17 protein-coding genes and 1 other RNA gene are annotated in these 17,892 nt (G+C 58.5%); 9 read left to right on the forward strand and 9 right to left on the reverse strand.

All coding sequences use genetic code 11. The annotated features are described in order from the left end of the window. Nucleotides 1–40 precede the first annotated feature (40 nt). Nucleotides 41–640 (reverse strand): Yip1 family protein, encoded by a 600-nt coding sequence (locus tag Q9290_RS00635; protein ID WP_306077704.1) that lies wholly within the window; start codon nucleotides 638–640, stop codon nucleotides 41–43. A 445-nt stretch (nucleotides 641–1,085) separates the two neighbouring features. Between Q9290_RS00635 and Q9290_RS00640 the strand changes: the two genes are divergently transcribed. Further along, the gene (locus Q9290_RS00640; protein WP_306077705.1) at nucleotides 1,086–3,707 is read left to right on the forward strand and encodes an EAL domain-containing protein; all 2,622 of its coding nucleotides are present in this window, start codon (nucleotides 1,086–1,088) and stop codon (nucleotides 3,705–3,707) included. Here the strand turns inward: Q9290_RS00640 and Q9290_RS00645 are convergent. The 3 genes from Q9290_RS00645 to smpB all read right to left on the reverse strand — a co-directional run bounded on the left by Q9290_RS00645 (nucleotide 3,704) and on the right by smpB (nucleotide 6,323). Beyond that, nucleotides 3,704–5,275 (reverse strand): sensor domain-containing diguanylate cyclase, encoded by a 1,572-nt coding sequence (locus tag Q9290_RS00645; RefSeq protein ID WP_306077706.1) that lies wholly within the window; start codon nucleotides 5,273–5,275, stop codon nucleotides 3,704–3,706. The genes Q9290_RS00640 and Q9290_RS00645 overlap by 4 nt on opposite strands. A 151-nt stretch (nucleotides 5,276–5,426) precedes the next feature. Next, nucleotides 5,427–5,787, reverse strand: a transfer-messenger RNA (tmRNA) gene (ssrA, locus tag Q9290_RS00650). 50 nt (nucleotides 5,788–5,837) lie between these two features. Next, a complete protein-coding gene (gene smpB / locus Q9290_RS00655; RefSeq protein ID WP_306077707.1) occupies nucleotides 5,838–6,323 on the reverse strand; it encodes an SsrA-binding protein SmpB in 486 nt (161 codons plus the stop codon). 137 nt (nucleotides 6,324–6,460) lie between these two features. Here smpB and Q9290_RS00660 point away from each other — a divergent pair, with 137 nt between their 5' ends. After that, the gene (locus tag Q9290_RS00660) at nucleotides 6,461–6,910 is read left to right on the forward strand and encodes an SRPBCC family protein (protein ID WP_306077708.1); all 450 of its coding nucleotides are present in this window, start codon (nucleotides 6,461–6,463) and stop codon (nucleotides 6,908–6,910) included. After that, nucleotides 6,855–7,232, forward strand: a complete 378-nt coding sequence (locus tag Q9290_RS00665; protein WP_306077709.1) for an RnfH family protein — start codon at nucleotides 6,855–6,857, stop codon at nucleotides 7,230–7,232. Before Q9290_RS00660 ends, Q9290_RS00665 begins: the two co-directional genes overlap by 56 nt. 44 nt (nucleotides 7,233–7,276) lie before the next feature. Here Q9290_RS00665 and Q9290_RS00670 read toward each other — a convergent pair whose 3' ends face one another. Next, complete coding sequence (locus Q9290_RS00670) at nucleotides 7,277–7,615, reverse strand: outer membrane protein assembly factor BamE (RefSeq protein ID WP_306077710.1); 339 nt, start codon at nucleotides 7,613–7,615, stop codon at nucleotides 7,277–7,279. Between the two features lie 163 nt (nucleotides 7,616–7,778). On the opposite strand from Q9290_RS00670, the gene udp reads away from it, so the two are divergent. Continuing rightward, a complete protein-coding gene (udp, locus tag Q9290_RS00675) occupies nucleotides 7,779–8,537 on the forward strand; it encodes a uridine phosphorylase (RefSeq protein ID WP_306077711.1) in 759 nt (252 codons plus the stop codon). A gap of 218 nt (nucleotides 8,538–8,755) precedes the next feature. Here the strand turns inward: udp and recN are convergent, their stop codons facing one another. Together recN and nadK are read right to left on the reverse strand one after the other, a co-directional pair. Continuing rightward, nucleotides 8,756–10,420, reverse strand: a complete 1,665-nt coding sequence (gene recN, locus Q9290_RS00680) for a DNA repair protein RecN (RefSeq protein WP_306077712.1) — start codon at nucleotides 10,418–10,420, stop codon at nucleotides 8,756–8,758. Between the two features lie 142 nt (nucleotides 10,421–10,562). After that, a complete protein-coding gene (gene nadK / locus Q9290_RS00685; protein WP_306077713.1) occupies nucleotides 10,563–11,447 on the reverse strand; it encodes an NAD(+) kinase in 885 nt (294 codons plus the stop codon). Nucleotides 11,448–11,622: 175 nt separating this feature from the next. Between nadK and grpE the strand changes: the two genes are divergently transcribed. The 4 genes from grpE to greA all read left to right on the forward strand — a co-directional run bounded on the left by grpE (nucleotide 11,623) and on the right by greA (nucleotide 16,101). After that, nucleotides 11,623–12,231: a nucleotide exchange factor GrpE gene (gene grpE / locus Q9290_RS00690; protein ID WP_306077714.1), complete on the forward strand. Its 609-nt coding sequence runs from the start codon at nucleotides 11,623–11,625 to the stop codon at nucleotides 12,229–12,231. 126 nt (nucleotides 12,232–12,357) lie between these two features. Next, entirely contained in the window at nucleotides 12,358–14,280 is a 1,923-nt protein-coding gene (gene dnaK / locus Q9290_RS00695; protein WP_306077715.1) for a molecular chaperone DnaK, read from the forward strand. 88 nt (nucleotides 14,281–14,368) lie between these two features. Further along, nucleotides 14,369–15,502 (forward strand): molecular chaperone DnaJ, encoded by a 1,134-nt coding sequence (dnaJ, locus tag Q9290_RS00700; RefSeq protein WP_306077716.1) that lies wholly within the window; start codon nucleotides 14,369–14,371, stop codon nucleotides 15,500–15,502. 122 nt (nucleotides 15,503–15,624) lie between these two features. Next, nucleotides 15,625–16,101 (forward strand): transcription elongation factor GreA, encoded by a 477-nt coding sequence (greA, locus tag Q9290_RS00705; protein WP_306077717.1) that lies wholly within the window; start codon nucleotides 15,625–15,627, stop codon nucleotides 16,099–16,101. An 18-nt stretch (nucleotides 16,102–16,119) separates the two neighbouring features. Here the strand turns inward: greA and Q9290_RS00710 are convergent, their stop codons facing one another. Both Q9290_RS00710 and yhbY read right to left on the reverse strand, forming a co-directional pair. After that, complete coding sequence (locus tag Q9290_RS00710; protein ID WP_306077718.1) at nucleotides 16,120–16,719, reverse strand: PilZ domain-containing protein; 600 nt, start codon at nucleotides 16,717–16,719, stop codon at nucleotides 16,120–16,122. 135 nt (nucleotides 16,720–16,854) lie between these two features. Next, nucleotides 16,855–17,151 (reverse strand): ribosome assembly RNA-binding protein YhbY, encoded by a 297-nt coding sequence (yhbY, locus tag Q9290_RS00715; RefSeq protein ID WP_306077719.1) that lies wholly within the window; start codon nucleotides 17,149–17,151, stop codon nucleotides 16,855–16,857. A gap of 85 nt (nucleotides 17,152–17,236) precedes the next feature. Between yhbY and rlmE the strand changes: the two genes are divergently transcribed. After that, nucleotides 17,237–17,866: a 23S rRNA (uridine(2552)-2'-O)-methyltransferase RlmE gene (gene rlmE, locus Q9290_RS00720; RefSeq protein WP_306077720.1), complete on the forward strand. Its 630-nt coding sequence runs from the start codon at nucleotides 17,237–17,239 to the stop codon at nucleotides 17,864–17,866. Nucleotides 17,867–17,892: the final 26 nt, after the last annotated feature.

The following is a 17,892-nucleotide window of genomic DNA, read 5'->3' on the forward strand; positions in this document are numbered from 1 at the left end:
ATATCCCCGGCTTTTTGCGTTTTATGTTTTACGTTTCACGTTAATAGGTATACACGGGCCCGATGCCCCAGCTCCACACAATCACCGAGCCGACCATGATGCACACCAGCAGAATAAGACCGCAGGTTACCACGGAGCTGGCGTAGATGAAGCCGCGCTCTTCGGGAATGTGCATAATGATGGGAACCCCGGAGTAAAGCAGGTAAACCGAATAGGCCAGCCCCGCCAGCCCTACCAGCATCAGGAACACTGGATCCGGATAGAGCACCGCCAGCCCGGTCATGAACAGGGGCGTGGCAGTATAGGCGGCCAGCTCCATGCTCTGGGTAAAGTTCGGACTGGCGCCAAAGGTCTTGGCCATCCAGTAGGTAAGATAGGCAAGAGCAAAGACGCCACCGATAAGGGTGAAGTACATGCCTACCGACATCACCAGTGCGCTGCCCGTGGTCATCATGATGGTGTTCTGGGTACCGAAATCCCAGCCGATCATGGTGGCTGAAATAAAGGTGCAGACGGACGGGATCAAGGCGATAAACGCCAGATGCGTCAGACTGTAGCTGAGGCTTTCGTGGTGGTCGTCAATGGTATGCCACTCATCCTTGGGGTGGGCATACAGACCCCAGATGTGGTTCAAAAGCATGGCTCATTCCCCCAAATATTTCTGAAGCCGGCTGGCTGAAAACGGGTGTGAGTTGAAACGGAAAAATTCGTTTCGCCTCTGCTTAGTTATTGGTCACGCCATGACCTGCGTCAAGTTTTTATACGTATAAACCACAATTATTTAGTTTTCGCTAATGTTTTTGCCCGGGACCGGGGGCTTTGCGCCGGCGTTTACCAGCCGGGCGTGCAGAGTTGGCATAAAGCGGGGAAATGTCGCTGCCCGGCGGGATGAGATGCAGCCTGAAAAAAACAGGCCAGAACAATGATTTTCAACGCAAAACGCCCCTGTTTGCATAGGGGATTTTAGCCTTCTCTGATAGACTGCCCGCACTATAAATCGTCAATAAATAAAACAATGATTTCAGGCTGGTGCGGGTTTTAAGTTCATACTATCTTGCTCGCTCGGCTGTCATTTATCGATATTCATGCTTACAACCGTAATTCAACAAGCCATTATTTTGCTGGCCATGGGCTGGGTGCTGTCGCTCAATGTGCGTAAAGGCTGGCGTTATCCCCGGCTGTTGGTGGTCACCTCCGGCTTCTGGTTTGGCCTGGCGACCATTGTCTGCATGCTGCTGCCCCTGACGGTGGCGCCCGGTGTATTGCTGGATGCCCGTAATGGCGTCATGTTTGTGGCCGGGCTGTTTGCCGGTCCGGTTTCCGGCGCCCTGGCGGCGCTGTTGGCCGGCGGCTTTCGTTTCTGGCTGGGCGGTGACGGCGCCCTGACCGGCACCATCAACATCTGGCTGTCGCTGCTGCTGGGCCTGGGATTTCGCCATTGCGTGAGGCAGGGCTGGCTGCAAGTCCGGATCAGTCACCTGCTGCCGGTGGTGCTGTTGTTGCATGTTTCCACCCTGGGCATAATTGCCTTTCTGATGAGCCCGGAAAACCGGCTGCTGCTGCCGTTGCACCTGTGGCCTTTCCTGGCGGTGATGGTGCCGCTGACCCTGATGCTGGCGCTGATCCTGCATGATGCCGAGCAACGGCAACGGGAACAGGAGGCATTGAAGGAGAGCGAGTCGCGACTGCGGGCCATTACCGGTGCGCTGCCGGATCTGATGTTCGTGATGGACGAGGACGGCCGTTACCTGGAAGTGATGGCGTCACACCCTTCCTTGCTGTATCCGGTGAACGATACCGTGATTGGCAAACGGGTGGATGAGCTGTTTGAGCCCGAACAGGCCGGCATTTTTCTGAACTTCATTCATGAAACCCTTGAGCGCACCGACACCCACCGGCTGGTATATGAACTGAATACCTTTGAAGGACAGCGCATTTTTGAAAGCCAGGCTCAGGCCATGGATGCACCCCTGGGCCAGAAACGCGCCGTGGTGATCCTGACCCGGGACATTACTCGGCGGGTACGCAACGAAACCGAGCTGCGTATCGCGGCAGTGGCCTTTGAAAGCTTTGAAGGCATGCTGGTCACCGATGCCCATAACCGCATTTTGCGGGTCAACCGGGCCTTTACCGAGATAACCGGCTACACCGCCGAGGAAGTGATCGGGTACACGCCGGCCCTGTTCAGCTCGGGACAGCACGGCCCGGAGTTTTACCGGGAAATGTGGCTGTGCATCAATGCCCAGGGTCACTGGCAGGGCGAGATCTGCAACAAGCGCAAGTCCGGTCAGGTCTACCCCCAGTGGCTGTCGATCAGTGCGGTACGCGACGAGCAGGGCCAGGTCAGCCACTACGTGGCCTCCATTACCGACATTACCCAGCGCAAGAAGGATGCGGAGCGCATCAATCACCTGGCGTTTTACGATGCCGTGACCGGCCTGCCCAACCGCCGTTTGCTGAACGAGCGCATTCAGCAGCATCAGCTCGACCGCCTCGGCACCGGGCTGATTTTCATCGATCTCGACAATTTCAAGGACATTAACGATCTCTGGGGATTGGGCGTGGGCGATCAGTTGCTGCAGCAGGCCGCTCAGCGGCTGAACAAGTCGTTGCGGGAGCAGGACATAGTGGCGCGCCTGGGCGGCGACGAGTTTGTGGTGCTGCTCACCGGGCTGCCGCGGGATCGTAACCGGGCGGCTGCCCTGCTGGAGCAAACCGGCCATCGCCTGCTGTCGCTGCTGGAGCAGCCCTATGTGCACGAAAACCATATTCTGCGCTGCAGTGCCAGCATGGGCGTGGTGTTGCTGGAAAACAACGAGCTGTCACCCGACGAACTGGTGCAGCAGGCGGAGCTGGCCATGTATGACGCCAAAAACGGCGGCAAGGGCAAGCTGCGCTTCTTTGACCCGCGCATGCAGGAAGTGGTGGCTCAGCGTCTGCGGCTGGAAGAGGACATTCTGCGTGGCCTGGAAGCCGAGGAGTTCAAGGCGCACTTTCAGCCCCAGTTCGATTATCAGGGCAACATGGTCGGTGCCGAAGCCCTGGTGCGCTGGTATCATCCCGAGCGGGGCGTGCTGGCCCCTGGTGCCTTTATCGGCGTGGCCGATGAGGCTGGCCTTATGAACCGCATAGACCGCATGGTGCTGGCGCAGTCGTGCCGGCAAATGGCGGCCTGGTCTCGGTTGCCGGCCTTCAGTGATTTCAGCCTGTCGGTCAATATCAGTGCCGCCCGTCTGTATCAGCCGGAGTTTATTGAAGACGTGCTGGTCATCTTTGAGCAGACCGGGGTTGATCCTGCGGCCATCAAGCTGGAAATTACCGAGTCCATGCTGCTGGATGACATGCCCACCGCCATTGCCCGCATGCAAACGCTAAAAGCACACGGTGTCCGTTTTGCCATTGATGACTTCGGCACAGGCTATTCGTCACTGCTGTATCTGCAGCAGTTGCCGCTCGACCAGCTCAAGATTGATCAGTCCTTTGTGCGGGCGCTGCCCGGTGATGAAAACAGCCTGAGCATTATCCAGGCCATTGTCGCCATGGCCCAAAGCCTGAAACTGGAGGTGATTGCGGAAGGGGTGGAAACCGAGGCTCAGCGTCAGTTGCTGCATCAGCATGGCTGCCAGCACTACCAGGGCTACCTGCTGTCCCGCCCGGAGCCCGCCGACGTGGTGCAGGCCATGCTGGATCAGCGACGCTGCTCTTAATCGGATTCGCTGAGGATCACCCGGTTGCGACCTTCGTCTTTGGCGCGGTAAAGAGCGCGGTCGGCCTGTTTTAACACCTGGCTGATGGCCGTGCCGGTGTCGGGCCAGTGGGCAATGCCCAGTGACAGGGTAATATGGCCCACTCCGGGGATGGCCGTGGCTTCCATGCGTTTGCGCAGGCGCTCGGCCACTTCCCGGGCATGCTCGGTAGCGGTGCCGGGAAGAAATACCATGAATTCCTCGCCGCCGCTGCGGCACAAGGCATCGTCCCGGCGAGCCTGCTCCTGCATCACCCTGGCCAGGGTTCGAATGACCTCGTCGCCAGTATCGTGGCCAAAGCTGTCGTTGACGCGCTTGAAATGGTCAATATCCAGCGCGATCACCGAAAAGGGGACCCGCTCCAGCTCATAGGTATCCAGCACATGCTGCATGCCCCGGCGGTTGAACAGGCCGGTGAGGGCATCGGTGTGGCTGTCGGTATGCAGCTTGTTGATGCGCTCGTTGAGCAGCCCGATACCGCGCACGATGGCGCGCTTGAGCTGGGCCGCTTCAAAATACCAGGAGCGGACTCCGGAGATCTCGGCCTGGGCGCTTTGCCGGTTCATCAGCCGGGCCGAGGTGGCCAGCTGCCACAGGGGCCGGGAAATAAACAGCGCCGACAGCCAGATTCCCGCCAGAGTCAGCAGCCCCACGGGCACACTTTTCATTATCACCCGCAGCAGGTGTTCGTTGATGCCCGCCAGGGTGGCAGCCTTGGGCCGTTGTGCCACTATGCCCCAGCCGGTACTGGCCACCGGCGCAAACCCGGCAAGCATGTCGGTGCCACTGGAGTTCACCACGTTATGGGCATATTCCCGGCCCTGCAGCACCTCATCGATGACCCGGTTACCGCTGATACGTTCGCCGATGCGGGCTTCATTCGGGTGATAGATAAGAGTCTTGTTCCGGTCTACCACATACAGGTAGGAGCCGTCCTGATAGTAATGCCTGCCCAGCAGTTCCCCCAGAATATTGCTGTGTTGCAGGTAAATGGTGCCGGCAATGTACCCGAGATAATTCCCGTCGGCGGCAAACACCGGGTGCGACAGGCTGACGATATAGTTGCCCGACGGTGACACAAAGGGATCCGTGATCAGTGGCTTCTGGGCTTCCAGCGATTGCCGGGCACTGGCGGTGCTGAGCCTGAGGCCCTTGGCCTGAAGGGTATCGGGGGAGGTGGCCACAATCACCCCGGCGGCGTTGACGACCACCACGGAGTTGAAGGTATTGCTCTGCTCATGCAGGCGTCGGGCTTCCGCCATCAGCGCTTGTTCGTCGTCCATATGAGTGACCAGCTCACGGGCACTGTAGGCCAGCTGCTGACGGGTGGACTGAATAAAGCTGTCGGTCACTTCCGCCAGTTTGGCTGCGTATACCCGGTTGGCTTCCAGGGTGTTGCTGATAAGCAGGGTGCGCTGCACCTCGTAGGTGGCATAGAAGCTGTTGCACAGGGTGATAACCACACTGAAGATGGCCATGGCCAGCATCAGATTGCGAAGGTTAAGCCGGGGCAGGGGGATGGAGGGCATGAGTCATAAACCTGCGGTGCGGGCAGTCGAACCCGAGAAAACCGAATAGTGGAATTTTAATGAAATTTGACCGCCAAGACCATTGGCAGTGCATCGTTAAGTTTTTGATTTTTCAAATAAAAAAGGCCCCTTGCGGGGCCTTCAAATCGATTGGTGGAGCTGGCGGGAGTTGAACCCGCGTCCGAAAAACCTACGTCGTCGGTACTACATGCTTAGTCAGTCATTAAATTCGCCAGCTGCTGCGGACTGACACGCCACAGACAGACTATCCTGAATTGGTTTTAACGCTTCAACCGTCAGGCACGGCATCCACGCGATCCTGTGAAGGATGACCTTCCGATTCCCTAAGTCACAGGCAAGCTAGGGCAGAAGGGCTCTCTGCAGGTTATTAAGCTGCGAGTGCGTAGTTTTCGTCGTTTGCGACTATTTTTTTGCGATTGTTTTACGAGGCCTATCGCACCTCGGCATGCACCTAGGAGTTCGAGAATCTCGTCGAATCCTGAATCAGCCCCTAGTAACAGTTAGATCTTATTTCAAATCATGCTGAAACACAAGCACTGACTTAGCGGCCCTTGTGCTTCATCATGCGGGCTTTTTCCCGCTTCCAGTCGCGCTCTTTCACGTCCTGACGCTTGTCATGGGCCTTCTTGCCTTTCACCAGGCCGATTTCGGCCTTGACCCATGACTTGGACCAGTACAGGGACAGCGGCACCAGGGTATAGCCTTCCCGTTCGATCAGGCCGGTGAGTCTGTCCAGCTGGCGCTTGTGCAGCAGCAGTTTGCGGGTACGCAAGGGGTCACAGACCACATGGGTAGACGCCATGTTGAGCGGGTTAATGGTGGCGGCAAACAGAAAGGCCTCACCGTTTCGCATGAACACGTAAGCCTCGCCAATGTTGGCCTTGCCGGCCCGCAGCGCTTTGACTTCCCATCCTTGCAGCTCGACACCGGCTTCGAACTTTTCCTCAATGGAATATTCGTGCCGCGCCTTGCGGTTAACGGCGATGGTGTTGGAGCCGGGTTTCTTTTTGGTTTTGTTTTTTGCCATAGTGCGCGCAGTATACGGCGTCCTTTGGTACTTGGGAATTGGTGAACAGACAACCGGCGGCTTTTTGAGCAATTGTGAAGGGTGAGCCTGGGTCTCATAAGTGTTAAAATCGGCCGGTCAGAATGCCAGGAGAGGTTATGCCGAGTATTACCCGAAGCGCGCTGGTGATGTTCAGTGCCAAGCAGATGTATGAGCTGGTCAATAAGGTGGACGATTATCCCCAGTTTTTGCCGGGGTGTGTGGCCAGCCGTGTGGTCGAACAGAGTGAGCACAGCATTACCGCGGCGCTGGATGTAGCCAAGGCCGGTATTCGCAAGACCTTTACCACCCGCAACCGTCTGGAGCGGGATCACAAGATCAACATGGAGTTGGTGGATGGCCCGTTCAAGTCACTGAACGGGGGCTGGACCTTCATTCCCCTTGATGAAGACGCCTGCAAGGTTGAACTCAAGCTGCATTTCGAGTTCAAGTCGCGGCTGGTGGAGCTGGCCTTTGGCGGTATTTTCAAGGAACTCACCAACGCCATGGTACATGCCTTTAGCGAACGGGCCCGGGAGGTTTACGGCAGTGAATCTTATTCAGGTTGAAGTGGTGTATGCCTTGCCGGAAAAACAAACGGTGCTGAGTCTGCGGGCGGCCCCCGATGCCTGCGTGCGCGAGATCATTGAGCAGTCCGGTATATTGCGGCAGTTTCCCGACATTGATCTCGAGCAGAATGCGGTGGGCATTTTCAGCCGTCAGGTCAAGCTGGATCAGCAGGTTCACGAGGGCGATCGCATTGAAATTTACCGCCCGCTGCTGGCGGATCCCAAGGAAATTCGCCGGCGCCGGGCCGAGCAGGCGAAGGAGGAGGGGCGTGCCGACAAGGTCACCGGTGGCCGACCCGATCCCAAACGCACCCGCAAATAAAAACGGAGCCTGAAGGCTCCGTTTTTATTTGGTTGAGGATATGCTTACAGACCGTCGTAAAAGACCTCGGGCACCTCAAAGTCACCACCGAGGGAGGTCAGGCTGTCGTTGGTAAAGTCCAGCACCAGGCGTTTTTGTTCAAGCTCGCCCCGGCCGGGCTTGAAGTAATAGAGGTATACCCAGCGGTCGTGATTGAAACCGTCCAGGCTCATGGGGTTACCGAGCAGGTAGCGCACCTGCTCCCGGGTCATGCCCTGGCGCAGCTGGGCCACCTGCTTTTCTTCCAGGTAGTTGCCCTGAGGAATATCCACCTTGTATACCAGGTTGCAGCCGGCCAGGGGCAGAGCCAGGCAAAGGGAGAGCATCAAGCTTTTGAGTTGCATATGGGATTATGTCCTTTGAGTCCTGCCGGCATCATAGCGGCTGCCGGTTTCGATGTAAAAGACTGACCGGCCAGAAGGCCATCGGTTCCGGTGAACAGGCATGGTGATTTGAACACGGCTGGCTTAGTATGCGGAATAATATACTCGCTTGAGGAGCAGGTTTATGACCAAACACGTTTTTCATCTGGGCGTGACCGATGAGGATCTGCAGGGCGCCCGGGTTGCGATTCTGCCAGGCGACCCGGAGCGGGTGGAGCGGATTGCGCGCAGTCTTGGCAATCCCCGACATCTGGCCAGCAAACGGGAATTCACCTCCTGGCTGGGCGAGCTGGACAGCAAGCCGGTGGTGGTGTGTTCTACCGGCATTGGCGGTCCGTCCACCTCCATTGCGGTGGAAGAGCTGGCCCAGCTGGGCATTGATACCTTTTTACGGATAGGGACCACGGGCGCCATTCAGCCACAGGTGGCGGTGGGCGACATTATCGTGACCACGGCGGCGGTGCGCCTCGACGGGGCCAGTTCCCACTTCGCCCCCCTGGAGTTTCCGGCGGTGGCCGACTTTGACTGCACCTGCGCCCTGGTGGATGCGGCCCGGGAGCAGGGGGTGGCACCCCATGTGGGTATTACCGCCTCGTCCGATACCTTTTACCCGGGCCAGGAGCGTTACGACACCCATTCGGCCCGCATGTTGCGCCGCTTTCAGGGCAGCATGAAGGAGTGGCAGTCGATGGGGGTGCTCAACTACGAGATGGAAGCGGCCACCCTGTTTACCATGTGTGCCAGTCAGGGCCTGAAGGCCGGCTGTGTGGCGGGGGCCATCGTCAACCGCACCCAGCAGGAGATCCCTGATGACAGCACCATCAAGGATACCGAGCAAAAAGCCATCGACATCGTGGTGGGCGCCGCCCGCCGGCTGGTGTAAAACAGACAAGCGTTGTCTGTGGGTTTTGAGCAAGTCGGGAAAAGGGGCAACTTCATGACACGCTTCAGGCTCATCCATGAGACGCTCGGCAAATGCCACCCATGGCATTTGATCGGTCATGAAGCCGCTCCCTTTCCCCTCCCGGTTAAACAACGGCGTGGTTTGCCGTAGCGGCCCGGTTGATCGCCGGGCTTTTACTTCTCACTTTCTGTTACACCTCAGCACACCAGCAGTTCCCGGGCGTTGGCCAGTGTATTATCGGTAATGCGGTTGCCCCCCAGCAGCCGGGCCAGCTCCTGCAGCCGGTGCTGCTGGTCCAGTTCCTGCATGCGGGTTTCGGTGTTTTGAGTGTCGCTGCTTTTGCTGACAAAAAAGTGCTGGTGGCCGTTGCCTGCCACCTGGGGCAGGTGGGTGATCACCAGTACCTGGGTGGACTCGCCCAGTTTGCGCAGCAGCTTGCCTACCACGGCGGCAGTGGGGCCGCTCACGCCCACATCCACTTCGTCAAAGATAAGAGTGGGGGTTTCCACCTTTTGCTCCGTGATCACCTGAATCGCCAGACTGATGCGCGACAGTTCGCCGCCCGAGGCCACCCTGGCCAGCGGGCTCAGAGGCTGGCCCGGGTTGGTGCTCACCAAAAACTCCACCCGGTCGATGCCCAGCGGCGAGAACCCGGCGCCTGAGTCGGCGCTCACCTGTATTTCAAAGCGGCCCTTTTCCATGCTGAGCTGGTGCAGGCTTTGGGTGATCTGCTTGTTCAGGGCGGCGGCGTAACGCTGGCGGCTCTGGCTCAGGCGTTCGGCGGCCTGAATAAAGTCAGCCCTGGCCTGCTCCACTTCCTCGTCCAGTCCTTCCAACCGGCTGCTGTTGTGATCCATGTCGGCCAGCCGCGCCTTGAGCGCTTCATGAAAGCCAAACAGCTCGGCGGCGGGGACATGGTGCTTGCGGGACAGATCCATCACGCGGCTCATGCGGTTTTCCACCTCGTGCAGACGCTCCGGATCCAGTTCCAGCCGGTCCAGGTAGCGGCCCAGCTCGCTGTGGCCTTCTTCCAGCTGGATCAGGCTGCTTTCCACCATTTCCAGCGCCGGGCTCAGTTGTGAATCCATGGCCACCAGTTCACTCAGGGTTTTCAGCCCCTGACGCAACAGCTGCAGGGCGTTGGTTTCATCGTTGTCGCCCAGCACGTTCAGGGCCAGCTGACAGTCGTTGACCAGCTCGGCACCGTTGGAAAGCCGCTTGTGTTCGGCTTCCAGTTCGGGAAATTCGTCTTCACCCAGGGCCAGCTCGTCGAGCTCGGCCACCTGATATTCCAGCAACTGGCGTTCGGCCTGCCATTTTTCCTGCTCGGCCTGCAATTGTTTGCGTTCGTTACTGAGCTGACGCCAGTGCTGATAATGACGGCCGGTTTGGGCCAGCAATTGATGATGACCGGCGTAGGCGTCGAGCAGGGTGCGCTGGTGATCGGGCTTTTGCAGCTCCTGGTGGGCATGCTGACCGTGAATATTGACCAGCAGCGCGCCCAGCGCCTTGAGCTGTGACAGCGGCACAGGGGTACCGTTGATATAGCCGCGGGAGCGGCCTTCCCGGCTCAGGGTGCGGCGCAGTATGCATTCATCCTGCTCGTCCAGCTCCTGCTCGCACAGCCAGGCCTTGACTCCGGGAAGCTTGTCGATACGAAAGCGGGCGCTGATGTCGGCCTTGTCGGCCCCGGGGCGCACCGAGTCGGCGTCGGCCCGCTCGCCCAGCGCCAGAGCGAGGGCGTCGATGGCAATGGATTTGCCGGCGCCGGTTTCACCGGTAATGCTGGTCATGCCGGTGCGCAGAGCCAGCTCAAGAAAGGAAACGATGGCGAAATTGCTGATGGTGAGCTGAAGCAACATGATGATTCCCTGCAACAAAAAAGATGCTGTATGGGAATACAGTATACTGTTGTTTTATACAGTTCAAGGTGGGCGTGAGACGCAAGAGGTAAAACGTCTAACGTCTTTCCTCTTCCGCCCCTGCGCCTGACCCCCTCAGGGGTTAAAACAGCTTGCTGCCCCAGCCCAGTTTGCTGCGCAGCACTTCAAAGTAACTGTGACCGCGGGGGTGCAGCAGTTTCAGCCGGTGCGGGCTCTTGTTGATGTGAATCTCATCGCCGGGTTGCACCGCCAGTGAGACATGGCCGTCGCAGCTCACCAGCATGTGCTCACTCTTGTTGGCGGGGGAGAGTACCATTTTTACCTGGGCATCGGCATCGATCACGATGGGCCGGCAGCTCAGCGTATGAGGAAACATGGGCACCAGGGTAATGGCATTGAGGTTGGGGGTAAGAATGGGGCCGCCGGCGGACAGCGAATAGGCGGTGGAGCCGGTGGGCGTGGCCACTATCATGCCGTCGGCACGCTGGCTGTACATGAAATGGCCGTTGATATATACCTCAAACTCGATCATGTGGGCGATTTTGCCCGGGTGAAGTACCGCTTCATTCATGGCGGTATTGCTGGCCTTGAGCTGGCCATGACGGTGCACCTGGGCTTCCAGCAAAAAGCGGTGCTCGGTCTGATAATCGCCGGTCAGCAGGCGCTCCAGCGGTTGTTCAAAACTGTCGGGGGAGAGGTCGGTCAGAAAGCCGAGGTTGCCCCGGTTGACGCCTACCACAGCCACGTCAAAGCGCGACAGCACCCGGGCCGAGCCAAGCATGTTGCCGTCACCGCCCACCACAATGGCCAGGTCGGCGCGTTCGCCCAGTTCTACCATCTCCAGCAGCTCTGCGTCAGCCAGCCCCAGCTGTTCGCCTACCCGGCGCTCAATGACCACGTTCAGACCCAGCCCGGACAAATAACGATACAGCGCCACCAGGGTCTGGTTGGCGCCCTGATGATCCGGTTTGCCGATAAGGGCGATGGTATTGAAATCGGTTTCCATAAATAGCTGTCCGGCTGGCCTGCGTTACTCGGCGTTGATGAATTATCGCCATTCTAATCAGAGTGTTGCCCAAGCGCTACCAAAGGGAATGCAAGTCTGTGAGTTCGGGCTCTTGAAAAGGCCAACGCCGCCCCCATATAGGCTCGAGGTTGAATTGATATACACGGGAGACAACATGAGCAGCAAGCAGAATCAGGTTGATACGGAGCAGTCCGAGGCGCTTGAGCAGGAGCAACAGGCCGCCGAGGCGAGCCAGGCCGAGCAGCAGGAAACCGTGCAGCCCGATGCGGCTTATGTCGCCGAGCTGGAACAAAAACTGGCCGCCGCCGAAAGCAGCGCCAAGACGGAAAAAGACAGCGCCCTGCGCGCCGTGGCAGAGATGGAAAACATTCGCCGCCGTGCCGCTCAGGACGTGGAAAAGGCGCAGAAGTTTGCCCTGGAAAAATTTGTGGGTGAGCTGCTGCCGGTGATCGACAGCCTGGAGCGGGCCATCGAGCACACCAGCGACGAAAGCGATGCCTTCAAGGCGGTGCATGAAGGGGTAGAGCTGACCCTGAAATCCCTGCTGAGTGCGGTGGAGAAATTCGGCGTAGAGCAAATCGATCCCAAGGGCCAGCCCTTTGACCCCAACAAGCACCAGGCCATGAGCATGGTGGAAAGCGACGAAGTGGCGCCCAATGCCGTGCTGGCGGTGATGATGAAGGGCTATGAGCTCAATGGCCGGGTGCTGCGCCCCGCCATGGTGATGGTCGCCAAGGGCCCGGCCATCGATACGCAGGCCTGAGCCGGCAAAATTCAGCAAAAAAATGTGACCGGCGTCTTGAAAGCCTCAACCGGCAGCCACATATAGACGTTAACGCGAAATACCAAAACGTTTGTTACCGAATTAGCAATATCAAGAGAGGATTCTATGGGTAAAATCATCGGCATCGATCTGGGTACCACCAACTCCTGCGTTGCGATCCTGGACGGGGATACTCCACGGGTCATTGAAAACGCCGAGGGTGCCCGCACAACTCCCTCCATCATCGCCTACACCGACGATGGCGAAACCCTGGTAGGTCAGCCGGCCAAGCGCCAGGCCGTGACCAACCCCAAGAACACTCTGTTCGCCATCAAGCGTCTGATCGGCCGTCGTTTTGAAGACGAGGAAGTGCAGCGCGACATCAAGATCATGCCCTTCAGCATCATCAACGCCGACAACGGTGATGCCTGGGTGGAAGCCAAAGACAAGAAAATGGCGCCGCCGCAGATCTCTGCCGAAGTGCTGAAGAAGATGAAGAAGACCGCCGAAGACTACCTTGGCGAAGCCGTGACCGAAGCGGTCATCACCGTACCGGCCTACTTTAACGATGCTCAGCGTCAGGCCACCAAGGATGCCGGTCGCATCGCCGGTCTGGACGTCAAGCGCATTATCAACGAGCCCACCGCTGCGGCCTTTGCCTACGGCGTGAACAAGGCTCAGGGCGACCGCAAGGTAGCGGTATACGATCTGGGTGGTGGTACCTTTGATATCTCCATCATCGAAATCGATGACATGGACGGTGAAAAGACCTTTGAAGTACTGGCCACCAATGGCGACACCCACCTGGGTGGTGAAGACTTCGACAACCGTCTGATCACCTATCTGGTGGAAGAGTTCAAGCGCGAGCAGAACTTTGACCTGCGCAACGACATGCTGGCCCTGCAGCGTCTGAAGGAAGCCGCTGAAAAAGCCAAGTGCGAGCTGTCCTCCGCTCAGCAGACCGAAGTGAACCTGCCGTACATCACCGCCGATGCCAGCGGTCCCAAGCACCTGAACATCAAGGTGACCCGGGCCAAGCTCGAGTCTCTGGTGGAAGACATGGTCAAGAAGTCTCTGGATCCGGTACGTACCGCGCTGCAGGACGCCGGTCTGTCCGTGTCCGACATCGACGACGTCATCCTGGTGGGCGGTCAGACCCGCATGCCGCTGGTACAAAAGGCCGTCAGCGACTTCTTCGGCAAGGAGCCGCGCAAGGACGTGAACCCCGATGAAGCCGTGGCCGTGGGTGCCGCCATTCAGGGTGCCGTACTGTCCGGCGACAAGAAGGACGTGCTGCTGCTCGACGTGACCCCGCTGTCTCTGGGTATCGAGACCATGGGTGGCGTGATGACTGCGCTGATCGAAAAGAACACCACCATTCCGACCAAGAAGTCCCAGGTGTTCTCCACCGCCGAAGACAACCAGTCTGCCGTGACCATTCACGTCATTCAGGGTGAGCGCAAGCGGGCTGCCGACAACAAGTCGCTGGGCCAGTTCAACCTGGAAGGCATTCGTCCTGCGCCGCGCGGCCTGCCGCAGGTTGAAGTGACCTTCGACATCGACGCCGACGGCATTTTGCACGTGTCCGCCAAGGACAAGGACACCGGCAAGGAGCAGAAGATCACTATTCAGGCCTCTTCCGGTCTGAGCGAGGAAGAGATCGACGCCATGGTGCGTGCCGCCGAAGCCAATGCGGCCGAAGACAAGAAGTTCGAGGAGCTGGTGACTGCCCGCAACCAGGCTGACGGTCTGGCTCACGCCACCCGCAAGCAGCTGGAAGAAGCCGGTGAGGCCCTGTCTGCCGATGACAAGAGCGCCATCGAGTCTGCCCTGAGCGAGCTGGAAACCGCCGTTCGCGGTGAAGACAAGGCCGAGATCGAAGCCAAGCAGCAGGCGCTGCTGGAAGCGTCCCAGAAACTGATGGAAGCCGCCCAGGCCCAGGCTCAGTCCCAGGCTCAGGATGCGGGTGCCCAGGACGCCGGCAGCAAGAAGGCCGACGACGACGTGGTGGATGCCGAGTTCGAAGAAGTCAAAGACGACAAGAAGTAAGGCCACCCCGGCGCACAGACGCTGACAGTGCGGGCGTTGGGTGACCAACGCCCGCCTTTGTGTTAATCAGCAGGTAAGCACGCAAGCTATGTCGAAACGAGATTATTATGAAGTGCTTGGCGTCTCCAAGGGAGCCGACGAGCGCGAAATCAAGAAAGCCTACAAGCGAATGGCGATGAAGTACCATCCCGATCGCAACAAGGACGACGCCGACGCGGCCGACAAGTTCAAGGAAGCCACCGAGGCCTACGAGGTACTCACCGACGCCCAGAAGCGGGCCGCCTACGATCAGTTTGGCCACGATGCGGTCAACGGTCAGCAGGGTGGTCACGGCGGCTTTGGCGGCGGTGCCGACTTCAGTGATATTTTCGGTGACGTATTCGGCGACATCTTCGGCGGCGGCCGGGGCCGGCAGCAGCGTTCCGCCCGCGGATCGGATCTGCGCTACAACATGGAGCTGACCCTGGAGGAAGCGGTCAGGGGCGTGACCAAAGAGATCAAGGTACCCACCCTGACCGGTTGCGACGTCTGTGACGGCAGCGGCGCCAAGCCGGGGACTCAGGCCAAGACCTGTCCCACCTGTCACGGCCACGGCCAGGTGCAGATGCGCCAGGGCTTTTTCACCGTGCAGCAGCCCTGTCCGCACTGTCGCGGCAAGGGCAAGATCGTCAGTGACCCCTGCACCCAGTGTCACGGCGAAGGCCGTTATCAGAAAACCAAGACCCTGTCGGTGAAAATTCCGGCGGGTGTCGACACCGGCGATCGCATTCGTTTGTCCGGTGAAGGGGAAGCGGGTGAATCCGGTGCCCCGGCGGGGGATCTGTACGTACAAATGCACGTGCGCGAGCATGACATTTTTGTGCGTGACGGCAACAACCTGTATTGCGAAGTGCCCATCAGCTTTACCTCCGCTGCCCTCGGTGGTGAGGTGGAAGTGCCGACCCTGGACGGCCGGGTCAAGCTGAAAATTCCGGCTGAGACTCAGACCGGCCGCATGTTCCGTCTCAAGGGCAAGGGCGTGCGCTCGGCCCGCAACGGCCAGCTGGGCGATCTGGTGTGCAAGGTCTTTATCGAGACGCCGGTAAACCTCACCGAGGAACAAAAAGAGCTGCTGCGCCAGCTCGAGGTGTCCTGTGGCGGTTCGGCAGCCAAGAAGCACAGACCCAAGTCGGAAGGCTTTTTTGAAGGCGTGAAACGTTTTTTTGACGATTTGACCCGCTGAGCCCGCTGTATTAGGCTGAGTTTCACATCAAACCGGCCTTCGGCCGAGTCAAACGTAAACGATCAGAGCCCTGTTCCGGCAGGGCTCTTGTTATTTTGTTGTTCGAAAGGAACCGGGTTTCTATGAAACAAACACCGATGACCATTCGTGGCGCGCAAAAGCTGCGTGAAGAGCTGGACCACCTCAAGTCCGTTCGTCGCCCCCAGATTATTGAAGCCATTGCCGACGCCCGTGAGCACGGCGATCTGAAAGAAAACGCCGAATACCATGCCGCTCGCGAGCAGCAGGGCTTTTGTGAAGGCCGCATTCAGGAAATCGAATCCAAGCTGTCCAATGCCCAGATCATCGATATTACCCGCATGCCCAATAACGGCAAGGTCATTTTCGGTGCCACCGTGACCCTGTTTCGGGTGGATGACGAGCAGGAAATTACCTATCGCATCGTGGGTGACGACGAGTCCGACATCAAGGCCAACCTGATTTCGGTGAACTCGCCCATCGCCCGGGGCCTGATCGGCAAGGAAGAAGACGACGTGGCCGTGGTCAAGACGCCTGCCGGTGAGGTGGAGTACGAGATCATGAAGGTTGAGTACCTGTAAGCTCCTGCGAGCGGCCGTTCAGAGCCGCTCCTGCTCCATTCTTTCCAGAAAGCCGCGAAACACGAATTCCGACAGGGCCAGCCGATCCGCTACTCCCAGCTCAAACTGTACCGTGGTCACCCACAGGCCTTCTCCACGCCGCTCCTTTACCGGTTTCAAATTCAGTGGCAGCTGATGTTCGCTATCCAGTTTCAGCAACACCGTTTTGGTTGTTGCCTCTTCAAACAGTGAATGCTGCGACACCAGCCGCATGCCGCTGATCGAGAGGTCGCGAATGGTGATATCGAGGGAACCTCCGTCCGGCGTCAGCAGTTGCAGCCCGTCGGGGTTCGGCAGTCGCCAGGCACGGCGTCCGGCACTGCCCGCCAGGGAGGTGATCTGGGGGGCGGTGAGCGCCGCGTCTTCTCCGGCAGGCAGGCCCGGGCTCAGGCTGACCGGAAAGGTTAGCTGGGTACCCTGGATATCCAGTTTCAGCTCCAGGCTACTGGCACCGGTCAGCAAGGCAAACAGCGCCTCGTCCATGGTAATGGACAGACTTCTTTGAGCGCCGGCATGCTCGTCGCGAAACAGGTCACCGAGCATCGCCAGCTCTTCATCGTCGAGATATCGTTGAGACATGGGCACGGGCGTTGAAAGCGGCCCTTTAAGATTAGGTGCTGTGCGGCATGCGTGAGCAAAAAGTCATGAAGGGAACATCAGAAGAGGTTGGCCCGCGAAGCCCGGGGCGGACTTCGCGGCGACAGGGTAAACGAATCAGCCCCGAGGCAGAGCGATTTTTTTCTGCTCGCTCTGGCGATAAATGGTCAGGATATGACCGATGGTCTGTACCTTGATGGCGCCGGTTTCGCGCACAATGGCGTCCATGATCAGTTTTTTAACGTCCCTGTCTTCGGCGGCGACCTTCACCTTGATCAGTTCGTGATGGTTCAGGGCCAGGTCGATCTCGGCCAGTACGCCTTCGGTCAGGCCATGCTGGCCAAGCAATACCACCGGTTTCAGGCTGTGGGCCAGTCCTTTCAGGTATTGTCTTTGCTTATTGTTCAGGGTCATTGCAAAATGCTTCGGTTAATCAGGTTGAAAGGGGACTATTGTACCCCCATCTAGGCACTAATGGTAATAGCAGAGCGACAAATTAATGGGCAAAAAGAAACGTTCGGCCAGCTCCACCCGCTGGCTGAAAGAGCACTTTGACGACAAATATGTACAACAGGCACAAAAAAAGGGCCTGCGCTCGCGTGCCGTGTTCAAGCTGGAAGAGCTGCAGGGACGTGACAGGCTGCTGCGTGCCGGCATGACGGTGGTGGATCTCGGGGCCGCGCCCGGTGGCTGGAGTCAGTATGCCACCGAGCAGGTGGGGCAGGGCGGCAAGGTGATCGCCTGTGACATTCTGCCCATGGATCCCATTGCCGGGGTCGACTTTCTGCAGGGTGACTTTCGCGAAGAGGCGGTGCTCAATGCCCTGCTCGAACGGGTAGGGGACGACAAGGTCGACGTGCTGCTGTCGGACATGGCGCCAAACATGAGCGGCACCCCGGAAGTGGATCAGCCGAGGGCCATGTATCTGGTGGAGCTTGCGCTGGATATGTGCAAGCAGGTACTGGCGCCCAAAGGCAGTTTTGTGGTCAAAGTATTTCAGGGGGCCGGTTTTGATGAATTTCTCGGTGATGTTCGCCGGTCTTTTGCTACGGTCAAGGTAAGAAAACCAGACTCTTCGCGGCCCAGATCCCGCGAAGTCTACATTGTGGCTACAGGTTTTAAACTGTAGTACCCTGTTTCAGTCATAAACTGTCA

The sequence above is a fragment of the Oceanimonas aquatica genome (assembly GCF_030732065.1).
Lineage (GTDB): Bacteria > Pseudomonadota > Gammaproteobacteria > Enterobacterales > Aeromonadaceae > Oceanimonas.

Coding starts and splice junctions, on each gene's coding strand:
- Q9290_RS00635 (WP_306077704.1), bottom strand. CDS start 640: ATGCTTTTGAACCACATCTGGGGTCTGTATGCCCACCCCAAGGATGAG.
- Q9290_RS00640 (WP_306077705.1), top strand. CDS start 1,086: ATGCTTACAACCGTAATTCAACAAGCCATTATTTTGCTGGCCATGGGC.
- Q9290_RS00645 (WP_306077706.1), bottom strand. CDS start 5,275: ATGCCCTCCATCCCCCTGCCCCGGCTTAACCTTCGCAATCTGATGCTG.
- smpB (WP_306077707.1), bottom strand. CDS start 6,323: ATGGCAAAAAACAAAACCAAAAAGAAACCCGGCTCCAACACCATCGCC.
- Q9290_RS00660 (WP_306077708.1), top strand. CDS start 6,461: ATGCCGAGTATTACCCGAAGCGCGCTGGTGATGTTCAGTGCCAAGCAG.
- Q9290_RS00665 (WP_306077709.1), top strand. CDS start 6,855: ATGCCTTTAGCGAACGGGCCCGGGAGGTTTACGGCAGTGAATCTTATT.
- Q9290_RS00670 (WP_306077710.1), bottom strand. CDS start 7,615: ATGCAACTCAAAAGCTTGATGCTCTCCCTTTGCCTGGCTCTGCCCCTG.
- udp (WP_306077711.1), top strand. CDS start 7,779: ATGACCAAACACGTTTTTCATCTGGGCGTGACCGATGAGGATCTGCAG.
- recN (WP_306077712.1), bottom strand. CDS start 10,420: ATGTTGCTTCAGCTCACCATCAGCAATTTCGCCATCGTTTCCTTTCTT.
- nadK (WP_306077713.1), bottom strand. CDS start 11,447: ATGGAAACCGATTTCAATACCATCGCCCTTATCGGCAAACCGGATCAT.
- grpE (WP_306077714.1), top strand. CDS start 11,623: ATGAGCAGCAAGCAGAATCAGGTTGATACGGAGCAGTCCGAGGCGCTT.
- dnaK (WP_306077715.1), top strand. CDS start 12,358: ATGGGTAAAATCATCGGCATCGATCTGGGTACCACCAACTCCTGCGTT.
- dnaJ (WP_306077716.1), top strand. CDS start 14,369: ATGTCGAAACGAGATTATTATGAAGTGCTTGGCGTCTCCAAGGGAGCC.
- greA (WP_306077717.1), top strand. CDS start 15,625: ATGAAACAAACACCGATGACCATTCGTGGCGCGCAAAAGCTGCGTGAA.
- Q9290_RS00710 (WP_306077718.1), bottom strand. CDS start 16,719: ATGTCTCAACGATATCTCGACGATGAAGAGCTGGCGATGCTCGGTGAC.
- yhbY (WP_306077719.1), bottom strand. CDS start 17,151: ATGACCCTGAACAATAAGCAAAGACAATACCTGAAAGGACTGGCCCAC.
- rlmE (WP_306077720.1), top strand. CDS start 17,237: ATGGGCAAAAAGAAACGTTCGGCCAGCTCCACCCGCTGGCTGAAAGAG.